At 41.2% G+C, this 17,997-nt stretch carries 22 protein-coding genes and 1 pseudogene; 18 read left to right on the forward strand and 5 right to left on the reverse strand.

Annotation, left to right across the window (positions count from 1 at the left end; all coding sequences use genetic code 11):
• Positions 1-2 precede the first annotated feature (2 nt).
• Positions 3-1,367 (reverse strand): aspartate kinase, encoded by a 1,365-nt coding sequence (locus AC4ME5_RS05725; protein WP_491800300.1) that lies wholly within the window; start codon positions 1,365-1,367, stop codon positions 3-5.
• Positions 1,368-1,649: 282 nt separating this feature from the next.
• Between AC4ME5_RS05725 and AC4ME5_RS05730 the strand changes: the two genes are divergently transcribed.
• From AC4ME5_RS05730 to AC4ME5_RS05815, 18 genes and pseudogenes are all read left to right on the forward strand, one after another.
• Positions 1,650-2,435 (forward strand): enoyl-CoA hydratase, encoded by a 786-nt coding sequence (locus AC4ME5_RS05730; protein ID WP_001015588.1) that lies wholly within the window; start codon positions 1,650-1,652, stop codon positions 2,433-2,435.
• 90 nt (positions 2,436-2,525) lie between these two features.
• Entirely contained in the window at positions 2,526-2,960 is a 435-nt protein-coding gene (fabT, locus tag AC4ME5_RS05735; protein WP_000386338.1) for a fatty acid biosynthesis transcriptional regulator FabT, read from the forward strand.
• Complete coding sequence (locus AC4ME5_RS05740; RefSeq protein ID WP_491800301.1) at positions 2,960-3,934, forward strand: beta-ketoacyl-ACP synthase III; 975 nt, start codon at positions 2,960-2,962, stop codon at positions 3,932-3,934. The genes fabT and AC4ME5_RS05740 overlap by 1 nt, the downstream gene beginning before the upstream one ends.
• Positions 3,935-3,991: 57 nt before the next feature.
• Entirely contained in the window at positions 3,992-4,216 is a 225-nt protein-coding gene (locus tag AC4ME5_RS05745) for an acyl carrier protein (RefSeq protein ID WP_000257840.1), read from the forward strand.
• A gap of 117 nt (positions 4,217-4,333) precedes the next feature.
• Positions 4,334-5,308 (forward strand): enoyl-[acyl-carrier-protein] reductase FabK, encoded by a 975-nt coding sequence (fabK, locus tag AC4ME5_RS05750; protein WP_491800302.1) that lies wholly within the window; start codon positions 4,334-4,336, stop codon positions 5,306-5,308.
• Positions 5,301-6,221: an ACP S-malonyltransferase gene (gene fabD, locus AC4ME5_RS05755; RefSeq protein ID WP_000167648.1), complete on the forward strand. Its 921-nt coding sequence runs from the start codon at positions 5,301-5,303 to the stop codon at positions 6,219-6,221. Before fabK ends, fabD begins: the two co-directional genes overlap by 8 nt.
• 45 nt (positions 6,222-6,266) lie before the next feature.
• Positions 6,267-6,998 carry a 3-oxoacyl-[acyl-carrier-protein] reductase gene (fabG, locus tag AC4ME5_RS05760; RefSeq protein ID WP_491800303.1) on the forward strand — a complete coding sequence of 244 codons (732 nt, stop codon included), beginning with the start codon at positions 6,267-6,269 and terminating at the stop codon, positions 6,996-6,998.
• A 29-nt stretch (positions 6,999-7,027) separates the two neighbouring features.
• Entirely contained in the window at positions 7,028-8,263 is a 1,236-nt protein-coding gene (gene fabF / locus AC4ME5_RS05765; protein WP_057488697.1) for a beta-ketoacyl-ACP synthase II, read from the forward strand.
• 2 nt (positions 8,264-8,265) lie between these two features.
• On the forward strand, positions 8,266-8,754 hold the full coding sequence (gene accB, locus AC4ME5_RS05770) for an acetyl-CoA carboxylase biotin carboxyl carrier protein (RefSeq protein WP_096421712.1): 489 nt from the start codon (positions 8,266-8,268) through the stop codon (positions 8,752-8,754).
• Positions 8,751-9,173, forward strand: a complete 423-nt coding sequence (fabZ, locus tag AC4ME5_RS05775; RefSeq protein WP_000565515.1) for a 3-hydroxyacyl-ACP dehydratase FabZ — start codon at positions 8,751-8,753, stop codon at positions 9,171-9,173. The genes accB and fabZ overlap by 4 nt, the downstream gene beginning before the upstream one ends.
• An 11-nt stretch (positions 9,174-9,184) precedes the next feature.
• On the forward strand, positions 9,185-10,552 hold the full coding sequence (gene accC, locus AC4ME5_RS05780) for an acetyl-CoA carboxylase biotin carboxylase subunit (protein WP_000488663.1): 1,368 nt from the start codon (positions 9,185-9,187) through the stop codon (positions 10,550-10,552).
• Between the two features lie 35 nt (positions 10,553-10,587).
• The gene (gene accD, locus AC4ME5_RS05785) at positions 10,588-11,454 is read left to right on the forward strand and encodes an acetyl-CoA carboxylase, carboxyltransferase subunit beta (RefSeq protein ID WP_001173376.1); all 867 of its coding nucleotides are present in this window, start codon (positions 10,588-10,590) and stop codon (positions 11,452-11,454) included.
• A complete protein-coding gene (locus tag AC4ME5_RS05790) occupies positions 11,451-12,218 on the forward strand; it encodes an acetyl-CoA carboxylase carboxyl transferase subunit alpha (protein WP_001017372.1) in 768 nt (255 codons plus the stop codon). The genes accD and AC4ME5_RS05790 overlap by 4 nt, the downstream gene beginning before the upstream one ends.
• Positions 12,219-12,365: 147 nt before the next feature.
• Entirely contained in the window at positions 12,366-13,067 is a 702-nt protein-coding gene (locus AC4ME5_RS05795; RefSeq protein WP_096421714.1) for a CPBP family intramembrane glutamic endopeptidase, read from the forward strand.
• A gap of 226 nt (positions 13,068-13,293) precedes the next feature.
• Positions 13,294-13,476 carry a hypothetical protein gene (locus tag AC4ME5_RS05800; protein ID WP_007520576.1) on the forward strand — a complete coding sequence of 61 codons (183 nt, stop codon included), beginning with the start codon at positions 13,294-13,296 and terminating at the stop codon, positions 13,474-13,476.
• Between the two features lie 26 nt (positions 13,477-13,502).
• Positions 13,503-14,228 carry a CPBP family intramembrane glutamic endopeptidase gene (locus AC4ME5_RS05805; RefSeq protein WP_096421716.1) on the forward strand — a complete coding sequence of 242 codons (726 nt, stop codon included), beginning with the start codon at positions 13,503-13,505 and terminating at the stop codon, positions 14,226-14,228.
• Between the two features lie 184 nt (positions 14,229-14,412).
• A pseudogene (gene briC / locus AC4ME5_RS05810) lies at positions 14,413-14,608 on the forward strand (biofilm-regulating peptide BriC).
• Between the two features lie 17 nt (positions 14,609-14,625).
• Positions 14,626-15,348 (forward strand): CPBP family intramembrane glutamic endopeptidase, encoded by a 723-nt coding sequence (locus tag AC4ME5_RS05815; RefSeq protein ID WP_491800304.1) that lies wholly within the window; start codon positions 14,626-14,628, stop codon positions 15,346-15,348.
• 52 nt (positions 15,349-15,400) lie between these two features.
• Here the strand turns inward: AC4ME5_RS05815 and nusB are convergent, their stop codons facing one another.
• From nusB to AC4ME5_RS05835, 4 genes are all read right to left on the reverse strand, one after another.
• The gene (gene nusB / locus AC4ME5_RS05820; protein WP_045617622.1) at positions 15,401-15,820 is read right to left on the reverse strand and encodes a transcription antitermination factor NusB; all 420 of its coding nucleotides are present in this window, start codon (positions 15,818-15,820) and stop codon (positions 15,401-15,403) included.
• On the reverse strand, positions 15,813-16,202 hold the full coding sequence (locus AC4ME5_RS05825; protein WP_000510584.1) for an Asp23/Gls24 family envelope stress response protein: 390 nt from the start codon (positions 16,200-16,202) through the stop codon (positions 15,813-15,815). The genes nusB and AC4ME5_RS05825 overlap by 8 nt, the downstream gene beginning before the upstream one ends.
• Positions 16,203-16,223: 21 nt before the next feature.
• On the reverse strand, positions 16,224-16,784 hold the full coding sequence (efp, locus tag AC4ME5_RS05830) for an elongation factor P (protein WP_000568640.1): 561 nt from the start codon (positions 16,782-16,784) through the stop codon (positions 16,224-16,226).
• A gap of 81 nt (positions 16,785-16,865) precedes the next feature.
• The gene (locus tag AC4ME5_RS05835) at positions 16,866-17,993 is read right to left on the reverse strand and encodes an SPFH domain-containing protein (RefSeq protein ID WP_491800305.1); all 1,128 of its coding nucleotides are present in this window, start codon (positions 17,991-17,993) and stop codon (positions 16,866-16,868) included.
• Between the last annotated feature and the right edge of the window lie 4 nt (positions 17,994-17,997).

The following is a 17,997-nucleotide window of genomic DNA, read 5'->3' on the forward strand; positions in this document are numbered from 1 at the left end:
GATTAATCTTCCTTACTTTTATCGAAAAAGGCGTGGTAGAGAGCCTTGATAGCTGCCTTTTCTTGCTCTTTATTGACAACAAACATGATGGAAACTTCACTTGAGCCTTGGGACATCATCTGGATGTTGATTTTGTTTTCAGATAGAGCGCGTGTTGCAGTAGCAGTTACCCCGATATGGCTCTTCATCTTTTCTCCGACAATCATAATGATTGAAAGGTCATGTTCGATTTCAGCATGGTCCACTTCGGCCTTTTGAACTAACTGACGCAGAATTTCTTCCTCCTTGATAGGAGTCAATTCACGGGAACGAAGGATGATTGAAAGATCATCGATACCTGTTGGCATATGTTCCCAACCAATGTTAAGATCTTCAAGGATTTGAAGAATCTTACGACCGAATCCAACCTCGCGGTTCATGAGGTATTTTGACATGTTGATGCTGACGAATCCAGAATCACCAGCGATCCCAACGACTGGGAATTTATCGCTACTGTGTTTTAGAACGATACGAGTTCCTGGATGATCAGGGTTGTTGGTATTCTTGATAACAAGAGGAATTTTTCCGCGGTAGGCAGGTAGAAGGGCCTCATCATGAAGGACAGAAAATCCGGCGTAAGCCAACTCACGCATTTCACGGTAGGTTAATTCAGGAATGGAGTGTGGTTGATGGATAATACCAGGGTGGGCAGCGAAGATACCGTCTACGTCCGTAAAGTTTTCATAGAGATCAGCCTTAACACCTGCTGCGATAATGGAACCAGTAATATCTGAACCCCCACGTGAAAAAGTACAGATTTGATTTTCCTTAGTCACACCAAAGAAACCAGGGATGACAAGAACTTCGTTGCTATCAGCCAAGCCTTCAATCTTGTCATAACTAGATGGAATGATGCGTGCGTTTCCTGGTTCACTTGTGACAACAATTCCAGCTTCTCTTGGGTGAACATAGCGTGCATCGATGCCGTTTTGGTTAAAGTAGGCTGCAATCAATTTGGCATTGTTATTTTCTCCAGCCGCTAGGAAGGTATCATAGAGAAATTCATTGTCATCTATAGGAAGAGTAGCCAAGGCGCGAATGCTTTTAGATATTTTTTCTAAAACAGCAGGTTTTAACCCTAGTTCACTAACCATAGCGGCATAACGATCAATGATCCAGCTTTGGCTAGCACTGATGTCATTTCCAGCCACATAGTCACGATAGTATTTGATCAAGGCATCGGTTACCTTGGTATCTTCAGCATTGCGTTTGCCGGGTGCAGAAACGACTACAAAACGGCGTTCTTTATCACTTTTAACGATGTTTAAGACTTTTTCTAACTGACCAGCAGAGGCAAGCGAGCTTCCGCCAAATTTTACAACCTTCATAAGGACTCCTCAAGTAAGTATTTTATACGATTATAGCAGAAAGAGGGGCATTTTTCAATGAAGAAAATAACTTCCTATTATAATAGAAGAAAACACTAACTTATTCTGAAAAGCGATAACGATTTAAAAGTAAGAGTGTCAAATTTTACTCACACTCATAAATGATGGGTAAATAATCAGCTGAGACACTTTCCTTTAGTTTTTCCTTGCCTCTTTATCCAAAAAAAGGTATACTTTGATGATAAAACAATTTCATTGCCTTATAAAAGAAAAGGAGAAGCTATGAATCATATCTTATATCAGATCGTAGATGATCTGGCTATCATTACTTTGAATCGTCCCGAAGTGGCAAATGGTTTTCATATCCCAATGTGTGAGGAAATTTTAGAAGCTTTGACCCTAGCAGAGCAGGATCAAGCTGTGCAGTTCATCTTGATTAATGCGAATGGGAAGGTCTTTTCAGTTGGAGGAGACTTGGTTGAGATGAAACGCGCAGTGGACGAAGATGATATCCCATCTTTGAATAAGATTGCAGAATTAGTCAATACAATTTCTTTTAAAATCAAGCAAATTCCAAAACCTGTTTTGATGGAGGTAGATGGAGCGGTCGCTGGTGCTGCAGCAAATATGGCAGTAGCAGTTGATTTCTGTTTAGCGACTGACAAGGCAAAATTCATTCAAGCCTTTGTTGGAGTTGGATTGGCGCCAGACGCTGGTGGGATTCATCTCTTGAGTCGTAGTATCGGGGTAACACGGGCTGCACAACTTGCTATGACAGGTGAAGCTTTGACTGCTGAAAAAGCGCTAGAATGGGGCGTGGTATACCGTGTTTGTGAAGTTGACAAATTAGAAAAAACAAGAGAACAAGTTCTGAAAAAATTAAGAAGAGGTTCAGCAAACTCATACGCAGCGATTAAAAAGTTAGTTTGGGAAAGTCAATTTAAGGATTGGCAGAATTATGCTGAATTAGAATTGAAACTACAAGAATCGTTATCTCTAACTGAAGATTTTAAAGAAGGGGTTCGAGCACATTCTGAAAGAAGAAGACCGAAATTTACAGGAATGTAAAAAAATACTTGCACAATTTTTTGAAGTTTGTTATACTTCTTTTATCAAATGTTTTGATTGTAAAAGCTTTTTGAGGGGGAGGGAAACGATTTGGACTACCAACAAGTAAATGATTATCTAACATCTATTTTTAATAACGTCCTTGTGATTGAGGAGGTTAGCTTACGAGGTAGTCGATTCAAAGACATCTCCATCAAAGAAATGCACACGATCGATGTGATTGGGAAGTTCCCGGAGGCAACGCCAAGTAAGGTTTCAAAAGAACTGATGGTAACTCTTGGGACAGTGACGACGAGTTTGAATAACCTGGAGAGAAAAGGTTATATTGAGCGTATTCGTTCTGACCAAGACCGTCGAGTGGTCTATCTGCATTTGACAAAGCAAGGTCGTTTGGTTCACCGCCTTCATAAACGGTTCCACAAGGCTATGGTCGAAAAAATCATCGATGGCATGAGCCCTGAGGAAAAAGAGGTCATGGGCAGAGGTTTAACGAACCTTTATCAATTTTTGGAGGATTTGAAATAATGGCTTTTGCAAAAATAAGCCAGGTTGCTCATTATGTTCCAGAGCAAGTGGTCACTAATCATGACTTAGCCCAAATCATGGACACAAGCGATGAGTGGATTTCAAGTCGGACAGGAATTAAACAGAGACATATCTCAAAAACAGAGTCTACAAGTGATTTGGCGACAGAAGTAGCTAAGAGCCTGTTGGCTAAAGGGAGCTTAACAGCAGATCAGATTGATTTTATCATTGTAGCGACGATTACCCCAGATTCGATGATGCCTTCCACAGCAGCTCGAGTTCAGGCAAATATCGGAGCGCATAGAGCTTTCGCCTTTGATTTGACAGCAGCTTGCAGTGGCTTTGTATTCGCTCTCTCAACTGCAGAAAAGTTTTTAAGTTCTGGACAGTTCAAAAAAGGGATTGTTATCGGGGCTGAGACCTTATCCAAGGCAGTTGATTGGTCAGATCGTTCGACAGCTGTTCTCTTTGGGGATGGTGCTGGAGGGGTTCTCTTGGAAGCGAGCGAAATACGTCACTTCCTTGTGGAAAGTCTCTATACAGATGGCTCTCGGAGCGAGTGTTTGACCTATGGTCAAACGGCTTTGGCTTCTCCTTTCTCAGATCAAGAAGCAGTTCCTGCTTTTTTGAAGATGGATGGACGAGCAGTTTTTGATTTTGCAAATCGTGATGTTGCTAGATCAATCAAAGAAACCATAGAAAATGGTCCAATCGCAGCATCGGACTTGGATTATCTCTTGCTTCATCAGGCAAATATCCGCATTTTGGATAAGATGGCTAAGAAGATCGGCGTAGACCGAGACAAGCTTCCTGCCAATATGATGGAGTATGGAAATACCAGTGCAGCAAGTATCCCGATTTTGCTCTCAGAGTGTGTGGAGAATGGCATGATTCGTTTAGATGGTAGCCAGACGATTCTCCTATCAGGCTTCGGTGGAGGTTTGACATGGGGCACACTCATTCTTACAATCTAGGTAATCATGTGGTAAACACATAGTTATAAATTTTTTATATTTTAAAGGAGTCCTATCATGGCAGTATTTGAAAAAGTACAAGAAATTATCGTTGAAGAACTTGGGAAAGACGCATCAGAAGTAACACTTGAATCTACTTTTGATGATTTGGATGCAGATTCATTGGACTTGTTCCAAGTAATCTCTGAAATCGAAGATGCTTTCGATATCCAAATCGAAGCAGAAGATAACTTGAAAACAGTTGGTGACTTGGTTGCCTACGTTGAAGAGCAAACAAAATAATTAACATATTACTAGAAGGAGTAGGGGAAACCCACTCCCTCTTGTTTAGGTAATAGTTTGAAACTCAAATGATAAACTCATCGAACTATTACGTAAGCAAGGAATGATGGAGGCACTATGAAAACACGTATTACAGAATTATTGAACATTGATTATCCTATTTTTCAAGGAGGAATGGCCTGGGTTGCTGATGGCGACTTGGCTGGTGCAGTATCAAAAGCTGGTGGTTTGGGAATCATCGGTGGTGGAAATGCCCCTAAAGAGGTCGTGAAGGCTAATATCGATAAAATCAAATCACTTACGGATAAACCTTTTGGTGTCAACATCATGCTCTTGTCACCTTTTGTAGAAGATATCGTTGATCTCGTGATTGAAGAAGGGGTTAAGGTGGTTACAACTGGTGCTGGAAATCCAAGTAAATACATGAACCGTTTCCATGATGCAGGAATTACAGTTATTCCTGTTGTTCCAAGTGTTGCTTTGGCAAAACGCATGGAAAAAATTGGTGCAGATGCAGTTATTGCAGAGGGGATGGAAGCCGGTGGACATATTGGTAAATTAACAACGATGACCTTGGTTCGCCAAGTTGCTGCAGTTGTTTCAATTCCAGTTATCGCAGCTGGAGGAATTGCCGACGGTGAAGGTGTCGCTGCAGGCTTTATGCTTGGTGCAGAGGCTGTTCAAGTTGGTACGCGTTTCGTAGTAGCTAAGGAATCTAACGCCCATCCAAAATACAAGGAAAAAATCTTAAAAGCGCGTGATATCGATACGACTATTTCAGCTCAGCACTTTGGACATGCTGTTCGTGCCATTAAAAATCAGTTGACACGTGACTTTGAGCAGGCTGAAAAAGATGCCTTTAAACAAGAAAATCCGGATTTAGAAATCTTTGAACAAATGGGAGCTGGTGCTCTTGCTAAAGCCGTTGTTCATGGAGATGTAGAAGGTGGATCTGTCATGGCAGGTCAGATCGCTGGTTTGGTCTCTAAAGAAGAAACCGTTGAAGAAATCCTAAAAGATCTATACTATGGCGCTGCCAAGAAAATTCAGGAAGAAGCCTCTCGTTGGGCAGGAGTTGTAAGAAATGACTAAAACAGCCTTTCTATTTGCAGGTCAAGGTGCTCAGTATCTAGGGATGGGACGAGACCTCTATGATCGCTACCCTATCGTCAAGGAAACAATTGACCAAGCCAGTCAGGTTTTGGGTTATGACCTCCGTGACTTGATTGATAAGGAAGAAACCAAGTTAAACCAGACTCGCTATACGCAACCAGCTATTTTAGCGACTTCGGTTGCTATTTACCGACTATTGAAAGAAAAGGGTTACCAGCCAGATATGGTAGCAGGATTGTCTCTTGGGGAATATTCTGCTCTTGTAGCAAGTGGTGCCTTGGACTTTGAGGATGCAGTTGCCTTGGTTGCTAAACGTGGTGCTTATATGGAAGAAGCTGCACCTGCAGGCTCTGGGAAGATGGTTGCCGTTCTTAATACTCCAGTTGAAGTGATTGAGGAAGCTTGTGAAACAGCCTCTAAAGTTGGAGTAGTGACTCCAGCTAACTACAACACCCCAAGCCAAATCGTCATCGGTGGTGAGGTGGCTGCGGTTGACCGCGCAGTTGAACTCTTGCAGGAAGCAGGAGCAAAACGATTGATTCCTTTAAATGTATCTGGTCCTTTCCATACTGCCCTTCTTGAGCCAGCTAGTCAGCAACTAGCTGAAGCTCTTGAGGGAGTGAGTTTCGCTGATTTCACTTGCCCACTAGTTGGCAATACGGAAGCTGCTGTTATGGAAAAAGATCGAATCCAAGAGCTTTTGACGCGTCAGGTCAAAGAACCTGTTCGTTTTTATGAAAGTATTGCTGTGATGCAGGATGCTGGGGTAACCAACTTTATTGAAATTGGTCCTGGTAAGGTCCTATCAGGCTTTGTCAAAAAAATCGATAAAACAGCTCAGCTAGCTAACGTTGAAGACCAAGCAAGCTTGGATGCTTTGTTAGGAAACTAATGATCCCTTCTCCCACAAAATACAACAGGAAACAGGAGAGATAGAATGCAACTTACAAACAAAAATGTCTTTGTAACAGGTTCAAGTCGTGGTATCGGACTTGCCATTGCTCACAAATTTGCCCAACTAGGCGCTAATGTAGTTTTGAATAGTCGCGGAGCAATCTCAGAAGAATTGCTGGCTGAGTTTTCAAACTATGGTGTCAAAGTAGTACCGATTTCAGGTGATGTTTCAGACTTTGCAGATGCCAAGCGTATGGTAGATCAAGCAATTGCAGAACTCGGTTCTGTCGATGTCTTGGTCAACAATGCTGGGATCACTCAAGATACGCTTATGCTCAAGATGACCGAAGAAGACTTTGAAAAAGTGATTAAGATCAACTTGACAGGTGCTTTCAACATGACGCAAGCAGTCTTGAAACAGATGATCAAGGCACGTGAAGGTGCGATTATCAACATGTCTAGTGTGGTCGGTTTGATGGGAAATATCGGACAAGCCAACTATGCAGCTTCTAAAGCAGGTTTGATTGGTTTTACCAAGTCAGTTGCACGTGAAGTTGCCAATCGCAACATACGCGTAAATGCTCTTGCACCAGGAATGATCGAGTCAGATATGACTGCTGTTTTGTCTGATAAGGTCAAGGAAGCGACGCTAGCACAAATCCCAATGAAGCGTTTTGGACAAGCAGAACATATCGCAGATGCCACGGTCTTCTTAGCCCAACAAGATTATTTGACTGGACAAGTTCTCGCTGTTGATGGCGGACTTAGCATGTAAAAAAATAAGGAAAGATATAGGTAAGACAGATGAAACTAAATCGAGTTGTAGTAACAGGTTATGGATTGACCTCTCCTATCGGAAATACTCCAGAAGAATTTTGGAACAGTTTGCAAACTGGGAAAATCGGGATTGGAGAAATCACTAAGTTTGACCATAGCGAATTTGCTGTGCACAATGCGGCAGAAGTTCAAGATTTCCCCTTTGATAAATACTTTGTCAAAAAAGATACCAACCGTTTTGATAACTATTCTTTGTATGCCTTGTACGCAGCTCAAGAAGCGGTGACAAATGCTAATCTTGATGTAGAAGCAATCGATAAAGATCGCTTTGGTGTCATCGTGGCTTCTGGTATTGGGGGAATTAAAGAAATCGAAGACCAAGTTATCCGTCTTCACGAAAAAGGCCCAAAACGTGTTAAGCCATTGACACTTCCAAAAGCCTTGCCAAATATGGCTTCGGGAAATGTTGCCATGCGCTTTGGAGCAAACGGTGTCTGTAAATCAATTAATACAGCCTGTGCCTCATCAAATGATGCTATTGGCGATGCCTTCCGTTCAATCAAGTTTGGTTTCCAAGATGTCATGTTAGTAGGTGGATCAGAATCATCTATCACTCCTTTTGCCATCGCTGGTTTCCAAGCATTGACTGCCCTATCAACTACAGAAGATCCAACTCGTGCTTCTATTCCGTTTGACAAAGACCGTAATGGTTTTGTGATGGGAGAAGGTTCTGGAATGCTGGTTCTTGAGAGTCTTGAACATGCTGAAAAACGTGGCGCAACTATCTTGGCTGAAGTAGTTGGTTATGGAAATACCTGTGATGCTTATCATATGACTTCACCTCATCCAGAAGGTCAGGGTGCAATCAAGGCAATTAAATTAGCTTTGGAAGAGGCAGAGATTTCTCCAGAACAAGTGGCTTATGTCAATGCCCATGGAACTTCAACTCCTGCTAATGAAAAAGGAGAAAGTAGTGCCATTGTAGCTGTTCTTGGTAAAGAAGTACCAGTATCTTCAACCAAGTCCTTTACAGGACACTTGCTTGGTGCTGCAGGGGCAGTAGAAGCCATCGCTACAATTGAAGCCATGCGTCATAACTATGTACCAATGACGGCTGGAACAAGTGAGTTATCAGACTATATCGAAGCGAATGTCGTTTATGGACAAGGCTTGGAGCAAGAAATCCCTTATGCTATTTCAAACACTTTTGGTTTTGGTGGACACAATGCGGTTCTTGCTTTCAAACGTTGGGAGAATAAATAATTATGAATTTAAATGAGATCAAGGACTTGATGGCTCAATTTGACCAATCAAGTTTGAGAGAATTTTCTTATAAAAATGGAACGGACGCATTGCAGTTTAGTAAGAATGAAGCAAGAATGGCTTCTGAAGCACCAGCTCAAGTTGCTCCAGTGCCAACTGCAGTAGCTGCAAGTCCAGTAGTTTCTGCCCCTTCAACTCCAGTAGAGAGTTCTGTGGAAGAAGCTCCAGCACCAGCTGAAACGACGGTTGCTCCAGAGGGTGATGTTGTTGAAAGCCCACTTGTAGGGGTGGCTTATTTGGCTGCTGGACCAGATAAACCTGCCTTTGTCACAGTTGGAGACAGTGTTAAAAAAGGTCAGACTTTGGTGATCATTGAAGCCATGAAAGTCATGAATGAAATTCCTGCACCTAAGGATGGTGTGGTGACAGAAATTCTCGTTTCAAATGAAGAAATGGTTGAGTTCGGTAAAGGATTGGTACGCATCAAATGATCGATATTCAAGGAATCAAAGAAGCTCTACCCCATCGCTACCCCATGCTCCTAGTGGATCGTGTCTTGGAAGTGAGCGAGGATACCATTGTTGCCATTAAAAATGTGACAATCAACGAACCTTTCTTCAATGGTCATTTTCCTCAATACCCAGTTATGCCAGGTGTTCTTATCATGGAAGCCTTGGCTCAGACTGCTGGTGTCTTGGAATTGTCCAAACCTGAAAATAAAGGGAAACTGGTCTTCTATGCTGGCATGGATAAGGTTAAGTTCAAGAAGCAAGTTGTACCAGGTGACCAATTAGTCATGACGGCAACCTTTGTGAAACGTCGTGGTACGATTGCCGTGGTTGAAGCAAAGGCTGAAGTAGATGGCAAGCTTGCAGCGAGTGGTACTCTTACCTTTGCAATTGGAAACTAAGGAGGATCTCCATGTTTCGTAAAATTTTGATTGCCAACCGTGGTGAGATTGCGGTTCGCATTATTCGAGCTGCGCGTGAATTGGGCATTGCGACCGTGGCAGTTTATTCAACTGCTGATAAGGAAGCCCTTCACACACTCCTAGCGGATGAAGCTATCTGTATCGGACCTGGTAAGGCGACAGAATCTTATCTCAATATCAATGCAATTTTGTCTGCTGCGGTCTTGACAGAAGCAGAAGCCATCCATCCAGGTTTTGGATTTCTTAGCGAAAACTCCAAATTTGCCACGATGTGTGATGAAGTAGGGATTAAGTTCATCGGCCCTTCTGGTGCTGTGATGGATACCATGGGAGATAAGATCAATGCGCGTGAGCAAATGATCAAGGCTGGGGTTCCAGTTATCCCAGGATCTGATGGTGAAGTTCACACGGCTGAAGAGGCGCTTGCAGTTGCAGAAAAAATTGGCTATCCAGTCATGCTTAAGGCATCGGCAGGTGGTGGTGGAAAAGGGATTCGTAAGGTTGAAAAGGCAGAAGACTTGGTCGCAGCCTTTGAGACAGCATCCAGTGAAGCTAAGGCCAATTTTGGAAATGGCGCTATGTATCTTGAGCGTGTGATTTATCCAGCTCGTCATATCGAAGTTCAGATTCTTGCAGATCAAGAGGGTCATGTTGTCCATCTTGGTGAACGGGATTGTTCACTCCAACGGAATAACCAAAAGGTCTTAGAAGAAAGCCCATCCATTGCGATTGGCAAAACCCTTCGTCATGAAATTGGTGCTGCAGCCGTTCGTGCAGCAGAGTCTGTAGGCTATGAAAATGCAGGAACGATTGAATTTCTGCTCGATGAAGCGAGTGGCAATTTCTACTTCATGGAAATGAATACTCGTGTGCAAGTTGAACACCCAGTCACAGAGTTTGTTTCAGGTGTTGATATCGTGAAGGAGCAGATTCGCATTGCTGCCGGGCAACCTTTACCTTTCAAACAAGAAGATATCGTCCTACGAGGTCATGCTATCGAGTGCCGGATCAATGCAGAAAATCCAGCATTTAACTTTGCTCCAAGTCCAGGTAAAATCACCAACCTCTACCTTCCAAGTGGAGGAGTTGGATTGCGTGTAGACTCTGCAGTCTATCCAGGTTATACCATTCCTCCTTACTATGATAGTATGATTGCCAAAATCATTGTTCATGGGGAGAATCGTTTTGATGCCTTAATGAAGATGCAACGGGCACTTTATGAACTTGATATTGAAGGAGTACAAACCAATGCAGACTTCCAGTTGGATCTGATTTCAGACCGCCGAGTTATCGCTGGTGACTACGATACTTCCTTCTTGATGGAAACTTTCTTGCCAAAATACCAAGAAAAAGAATAGACTTTCAAATAGTATGAGAACTAAAAGGGGGAGTTATGGCTCTATTTAGTAAAAAGGATAAGTATATTCGGATCAATCCTAACCGTTCCGTAAGGCAGAAACCACAAGCCAAGCCTGAGGTTCCGGATGAACTCTTCTCCCAGTGTCCTGGTTGTAAACACACCATTTACCAAAAGGATCTTGGGAGCGAACGAATTTGTCCCCATTGTAGCTATACTTTCCGTATTTCAGCTCAGGAACGCTTGGATTTGACGATTGATTCTGACACCTTTGTGGAGATGTTTACGGGTATTGAAACTCAAGATCCATTAAACTTTCCTGGCTACCAGAAAAAACTAGCTAGTATGCGTGAAAAGACAGGTTTGGATGAAGCAGTACTGACTGGTACAGCTAGCATCAAGGGACAAAAAGTTGCCCTTGGGATCATGGATTCAAACTTTATCATGGCTTCTATGGGAACCGTTGTGGGTGAAAAAATCACGCGCTTGTTTGAGTATGCAACGGTAGAAAACTTGCCAGTCGTTCTCTTCACAGCTTCTGGTGGAGCCCGTATGCAAGAAGGAATCATGAGCTTGATGCAGATGGCTAAGATTTCTGCGGCAGTTCAACGTCATTCCAAGGCAGGACTTTTTTACCTAACTATTTTAACCGATCCGACAACAGGTGGGGTGACCGCTTCTTTTGCTATGGAAGGGGATATTATCCTAGCGGAGCCACAGAGTTTGGTTGGTTTTGCTGGACGTCGTGTTATCGAAAATACAGTTCGTGAGACCTTGCCGGATGACTTCCAAAAGGCAGAATTTCTGCTTGAACATGGATTTGTTGATGCAATTGTCAAACGGAGAGAATTGCCTGAAACAATTGCTAAATTAGTAAGATTGCATGGAGGAAGTCGCGGATGAATATTGCAAAAATAGTCAGAGAGGCACGCGAGCAAAGTCGCTTGACAGCCCTTGATTTTGCCAATGGCATCTTCGATGAGTTTATCGAATTGCATGGAGATCGCTCTTTCCGAGATGATGGTGCGGTCATTGGTGGAATTGGCTGGTTAGGTGACCAAGCAGTCACAGTCGTCGGTATCCAAAAAGGGAAGAGTCTTCATGATAACCTCAAACGAAATTTTGGGCAACCTCATCCAGAAGGCTATCGTAAGGCTCTTCGCCTGATGAAACAGGCAGAAAAGTTTGGCCGTCCAGTTGTGACTTTTATCAATACGGCGGGTGCTTACCCAGGTGTTGGAGCCGAGGAACGTGGACAAGGTGAAGCAATTGCCCGAAACCTGATGGAAATGAGTGACCTCAAGGTTCCAATCATTGCGATTATTATCGGTGAAGGTGGATCTGGTGGGGCCCTAGCTCTAGCCGTAGCTAACCGTGTCTGGATGTTAGAAAACTCAATCTACGCCGTACTTAGCCCTGAAGGATTTGCCTCTATCCTTTGGAAGGATGGAAGTCGTGCTATGGAAGCGGCGGAGTTGATGAAAATCACTTCACATGAACTCCTAGAAATGGGAATCGTAGACAAGGTAATCTCAGAAGCAGGGCTGTCAAGTAAAGAACTGCTAGGTTGCGTTAAAAATGAATTGCGTGCAGAACTAGATAGATTGCAAGAACTACCACTCGACCAACTTATCGAAGAACGTTACCAACGCTTTAGAAAATACTAAGAAAACTTAAAAGCTAGAACAATTTGTTCTAGCTATTTTGATAATAGAGCATGGATAAACATGAATACTCTAGATAAATAAGAAAAACAATCAATGGTCTATCCTCTATATTGCCCTAATAGAGAGTTTACCATTAGGAGAGAAAGAATGAAAAAGACAATACATTTAGGAATCTGTATGATTTTAATGTTCCTGTACATTTATTTAACGCCATTAGGGGCTATAACTCTAGCTAGAACCTTTGGTTTAGGAATGGACAGCTATATAATCTTCCTAGTTGGAGAAGTGTTGCTTATTTTCTTTTTATTCGTTTTGTGGTTGAAAAAGAAGAAGATGCTCTTTATCTTCGACAAAAAGGGTTGGTGCTGGTCTTATCTCGCTTTCTTAGTGGCTTGTTTCCTTATCTATTCTTTTTTAAATGGATTTAGAATGCAGAATATTCGATTGATTGACCATAGCTTTATTTTCCAAGACCTTCTTTCAGAACTTTACTTAAACGGGAGAGAAACGACTCTATCAAGTCTTATATTTTTAATCTTTAACATTTCGATTGTACCTGTTGTTGAGGAGACAATCTATAGGGGTTATTTTATGAATACCTTCTTTCCGAAGTCGGAGTTTTATTTGGATGTGATCTTGTCTTCTTTCATCTTCGGGCTCAGTCACTTAGTTCTATCTCATCGTGACCCCATCAGTCTCATCATTTATAGTATTCTTGGTCTTCTATTTACAGTTGTTTATCGAGTTACGGGTAGTCTTCGGTTTACCATTGTTTGTCATAGTTTCTATAATGCAATTCCCTATGCTCCGTCGATCTTATTTTATATCTATTATTTGATTTTTAGATAGTAGGAAGTTAGGAGATAAAGAAAAAAGCGTTTGATATCTGTCAAACCTTTTTCTAATTTGATGGGGAGATAGAGAAATCTCTTTTATCAATTTCTTATTTCTCAATGAGTAAAGCTACCATTTAGGGTGAAAAATTGACAGTTGAGGAGATAGACTATAAAATAGACAAAAAGATATGTACTGTAGATGTAAGCTTACAAAAATTTATTTTAAGGAGCTACTTGATATGACAGGTACAGAAACATTTACAGTTCTTTCATCTGAGGACTTAGAACAAGTTTCAGGTGGTGGCATGATTTGGTTGGTTGATGATTATTATTGGAGTTGGCCTTATGCTTACAGCATTGCAACTGATTCAAGTACAATATGTACTAGAATGACTGGTTATGGTAACGGAATTATACCTTAATGTTCTAATAATTTAAAGGGGTAAGTATGAAAAAACTAGGGCATTTGGGAGTCTATACATCACTGGTATTTCTATCGGTTTATCTACCAGAGTTGGGGATTATGCATTTAACTAAGTTTTTAGGATGGGGGATAGATGGCTATTCTATCTTTTTAACAGTTGAAGTAATAGCTCTTTTGCTATTATTTATCTACTGGCTCCAAAAGAAAGAGATGCTCTATGTTTTTGAAAAAAAGGGTTCAAAGAAGTCAAAATTCTTTTACCTTGTAGTTGGTCTAGTGGCTACTTATTTTGATCGTCAATTGGTGGATGCTTTTCAGTTACAGTTTCATCACCTAATTGATAACAAGTATATCTTTCAAGACCTTCTTTCTATTCTATACTCCAATGGTCAACCAACTTTTCTATCAACTGTTCTCAGTTTTAGTTTAACAGTAATCGTTGGACCTATATTAGAGGAACTGATTCATAGAGGGTACTTTATGAATACCTTCTTTCCCCAATCCAAGTACTATCTGGATGTTGTCCTATCTGCTCTTATCTTTGGACTTAGTCATTTAATCCTAACTCACCGAGATCCTATCAGTTTGATTATTTATAGTTTGGGCGGCCTCTTCTATGCCCTTGTCTACCGTTGGACAAAGAATCTAAAAATCACCATCCTGTGCCATAGTTTTTTCAACTTTCTCATTTATGCAAAACCTATTTGGATTTTTGTTTATAATTATGTCTATTATCATTTTTTTAGATAGTGGAAGTCAAACACTTTTTCTAATTTGACAGGAAGATAGAGAAATCTTTTTATCAATTTCTTGTTTTTCAATGAGTAAAGCTACCATTCAGGACGAAAAATTGACAGTTGAGGAGATAGACTATAAAATAGACAAAAAAGATTTATACTGTAGATATAAGCTTACAAAAATTAATTTTAAGGATGTGCTTGCAACGGCAGGTACAGAAACATTTACAGTTCTTTCGTCTAAAGACTTAGAGCAAGTTTCAGGCGGTCTTGCTATTTGGGAAAATGGTTGTGGTAGATGGGTTATATTATAGAAAATTTGCTCCCTATATGGGGCAAGGAGCACTTAATTCTTATAGGGATGCTTGGAAGTACGGTTTCCAAGCAGGATAATCTTTCAAAAAAGAACGATGAAAAACACAAAGAAACTAAGACAATTTGGAATATTTTTGCTTATTATTTTACTATCTACCTATTTACCGCAAATAATTGGTTTGTATGTGACGATAATTTTAGGGTTAGGCGCTGATGTCTACTCTCTTATTTTAACAAGGGGATTAGTAGGAAGTTTCCTTCTATTAATTTGGTGGTTAAAAAAGAAAAAGATGCTCTTTATCTTTGAGAAAAAGAGCTGGAACTGGTCAACTATCTTTTACTTGTTTGCATGTTATGTGGTTCATCAGATTCTCGGTAATTTTTGGGCACGTTTTGCTCATTTGATTAATCATAGGAATATTCATGATGTCTATTTTGCGGTGGTACTTTCAAATGGACAACCAACTGTTCTATCTACAGTTCTTAGTTTTATCTTAACAGTCGTTATTGGTCCTATTTTGGAAGAGACGCTTGATCGTGGGTATTTTATGAACACCTTCTTTACTAAGTCAAAGTTCTATTTAGATGTCATCTTATCAGGCCTTATCTTTGGACTTAGTCATTTGATCCTATCTCACCGAGACCCAATTAGTTTATTATATTATAGTCTGATTGGTCTCTTTTTTGCCCTTGTTTATCGTTCTACCGACAATCTGAGATTAACGATTCTCTGCCATAGTTTTTTTAACTTTCTCAATTATGCAAAACCTATCTGGATTTTTGTTTACAATTATATCTATTATCATTTTTTTAGATAGTGGGAGGCAAAGAAAAAAGCGTTTGATAGCTGTCAAACACTTTTTCTTTTTACTATTCTTCTGTTACAAACTGGCTGAGCAGTCCATTGATAAAACGGGCAGATTTTTGATCTGAGAAGTCCTTTGCAAGTTCGATAGCTTCATTAACAGCAACCAGCTGAGGGGTGTCAAATGAAGTGATTTCAAAGACTCCCAAGCGAAGGAGGTTTCTCTCCACGAGCGTTAAACGTTCGATGGTCCAACCTGCTTTTAAATGCTGTGTGATTTGCTTGTCTAGTTCTTCCTTTTTAGCTTGAACACCAGAAACTAGCTCTGTCAAAAAGGCTGGAAGTTGCACATCAGTATCTTCACGATCATGAGTATAGGCGAAACGACAAGCAGTTTCGACATCCGTACCGAACTCAAGGCTCATGAGAGCTTGAAAAGCGCATTTACGGAGTTGGCGTCTAGATTCTAATAGTGGACTAGTCATTGAGGAAGTCCTCGTCAAATAGATCTTTCAATTCTGGTTTTGGTGTTTTATCTGGAACGATACCTGCAACGTGGATATTGATAGCAGCGAGTTCTACATCAGCCATATTGCGGACTGCATCTTTGACAGCTTTCTGGATCGCAACAGCTACCTTAGGAACTTTTACTCCGTACTCAAGGTAGAGATAGATATCTGCTGTGAGCTCTTCGTCCACGTTTTTAAGATAAACACCACGGCCAAGAGAAAGTTTTGAAAGGGTGTCAGATACTGATTTGTTTGAAAAAGAGTGTACACCCTCTACTTTTGCAGTAGCAATAGCAATGATTTTTTCAAGTACACGTGGGGCGATAACGATTTCGCCAAGTTGTTCTTCAATTCCCATAGAATGACCTCTTTCTAGAGATTAGGCACGAGAAACGTAAGTTCCTTCTGCAGTGTTGATAACGAGTTTTTGTCCTGCTTCGATGAAGTCTGGAACGTTTACGACAAGTCCAGTTTCCATCGTTGCTGGTTTACCAGAACCTGTAACAGTAGCACCTTTGATAGATGGTTGAGTTTCTGCAACTGTCAATTCAACAGTAGTAGGAACTGTGACACCAATCACTTCAGTTCCGTAGAATTGGATCTTCACATCTGAGTTTTCAAGGATGTAAAGCAATTCGTTTTCAACGTTGACTACAGGGATTTCGTATTGGTCGTAAGTTTCTGTATTCATGAAGTATGCTGTGTCATCCATTTTGTACAAGTATTGAGCTGGGACAGTCTCGATAATAGCTTGTTCAAATTTTTCCTCTGGACGGTAGCTTGTGTCAAATGTAGAACCAGTACGGACATCACGCAATTTCATACGCATGATCGTGTTTCCTTTACCTGGTTTGTGGTGGCTAGCTTCCAAAACGCGGATCAATTTTCCGTCAGCTGTTTCAAAGGTCATACCAGCCTTTAATTTACTTGCTTCAATCATGTTTTTACCTCTTTAATAAAATAATTTACTCTTTATTGTACCATAAAAGACAACATTACTCAAATGTCAGAAGGAGCTTAATTAGTTGACTGGTACGATATTTCCATCTTCGTCTTTGGTAACGAGGACGTATTTTCCATCGACTTCGATGTAAAAATTCTTGCTGGCAGTTTGTCCAGTATTTTGAGCCTGTGCTTGATTTTGGACTTGTTGGCTGAATTGACCACCCAGAGTTTGGCCAAGATTCATGCCCATAAACATGTTCATCCCATTGCCATTTCCTTCGTTGGCAGCTGCAGCAATAAGCGCTTCGTTGCGAGCACGGCGTTCTTCGATTTCAATCGTGTTGTACTTCATTGCCACCAGCTCACTATCAAGCTTGCGAACGATATCAAGACTTTCTTGGTCGTAGCTGAGGTCTTCAAGCAAGATATTAGTTGCTTCAATTCCGTAGAGGCCTGTCCAAACCTTGTTGACCTCTTGTTTAGCGAGTTCGTTAAAGGTATCTTGGTTGGCATTGAGGCTATAGATATCAACCTTGTTTTCGTTGGTATATTTGGCAATGGCAATTGCGATTTTTGGTGCGATATTTTGACGGAGCGTTCCTTGAGCAACATCCTGAAGAGTATATGGTTGGCTATCTGTAATTTGCTGACTAACAGAGCTCACATAGAAGAGAACTGGATCCGCGATTTTTACATCAAACAAGCCATAGAAACGGATGTTGAGCAGTTGTTGGTAACGTTCACTGAAATATTCGACCGCATTTTGTGTGCCGAACTTATTGCCCGCGATAGGTTGCATGCGGATAAAGATAATTTCCTGTTGGGTGATGACTTGTCCACCGAAAGAGAAACGATTTTTAAAGTTTTCCCAAGTACCTTTTAAGCCACCTTTTTCAAGGAGCCAAGCGTTATCACCAGCTTGCCATTCGTGGCTACCAGCTTCGAGGACGTCGCCAAGGAAGGTACCGTTATTTACCAAAACAGCGCTATAGCCTTGAGGAACGATAACCACACTGCCGTCCGACAAGAGGCCTGTATTTTGATTGCTGTGACGAGAACGTCCATCGGGGTCTTTTGTGAGTAATTGTCCCTTGATGGCCAAGGCATCGCCAGAGACATTGTCTGGAAGGACAATGGCTTCCTTGAATTTACTGTCATTAAAACTATTTAAGCCTGCTGATAAGGCTGCACGTATAAATCCCATAATT

This window comes from Streptococcus sp. A69, assembly GCF_058556195.1.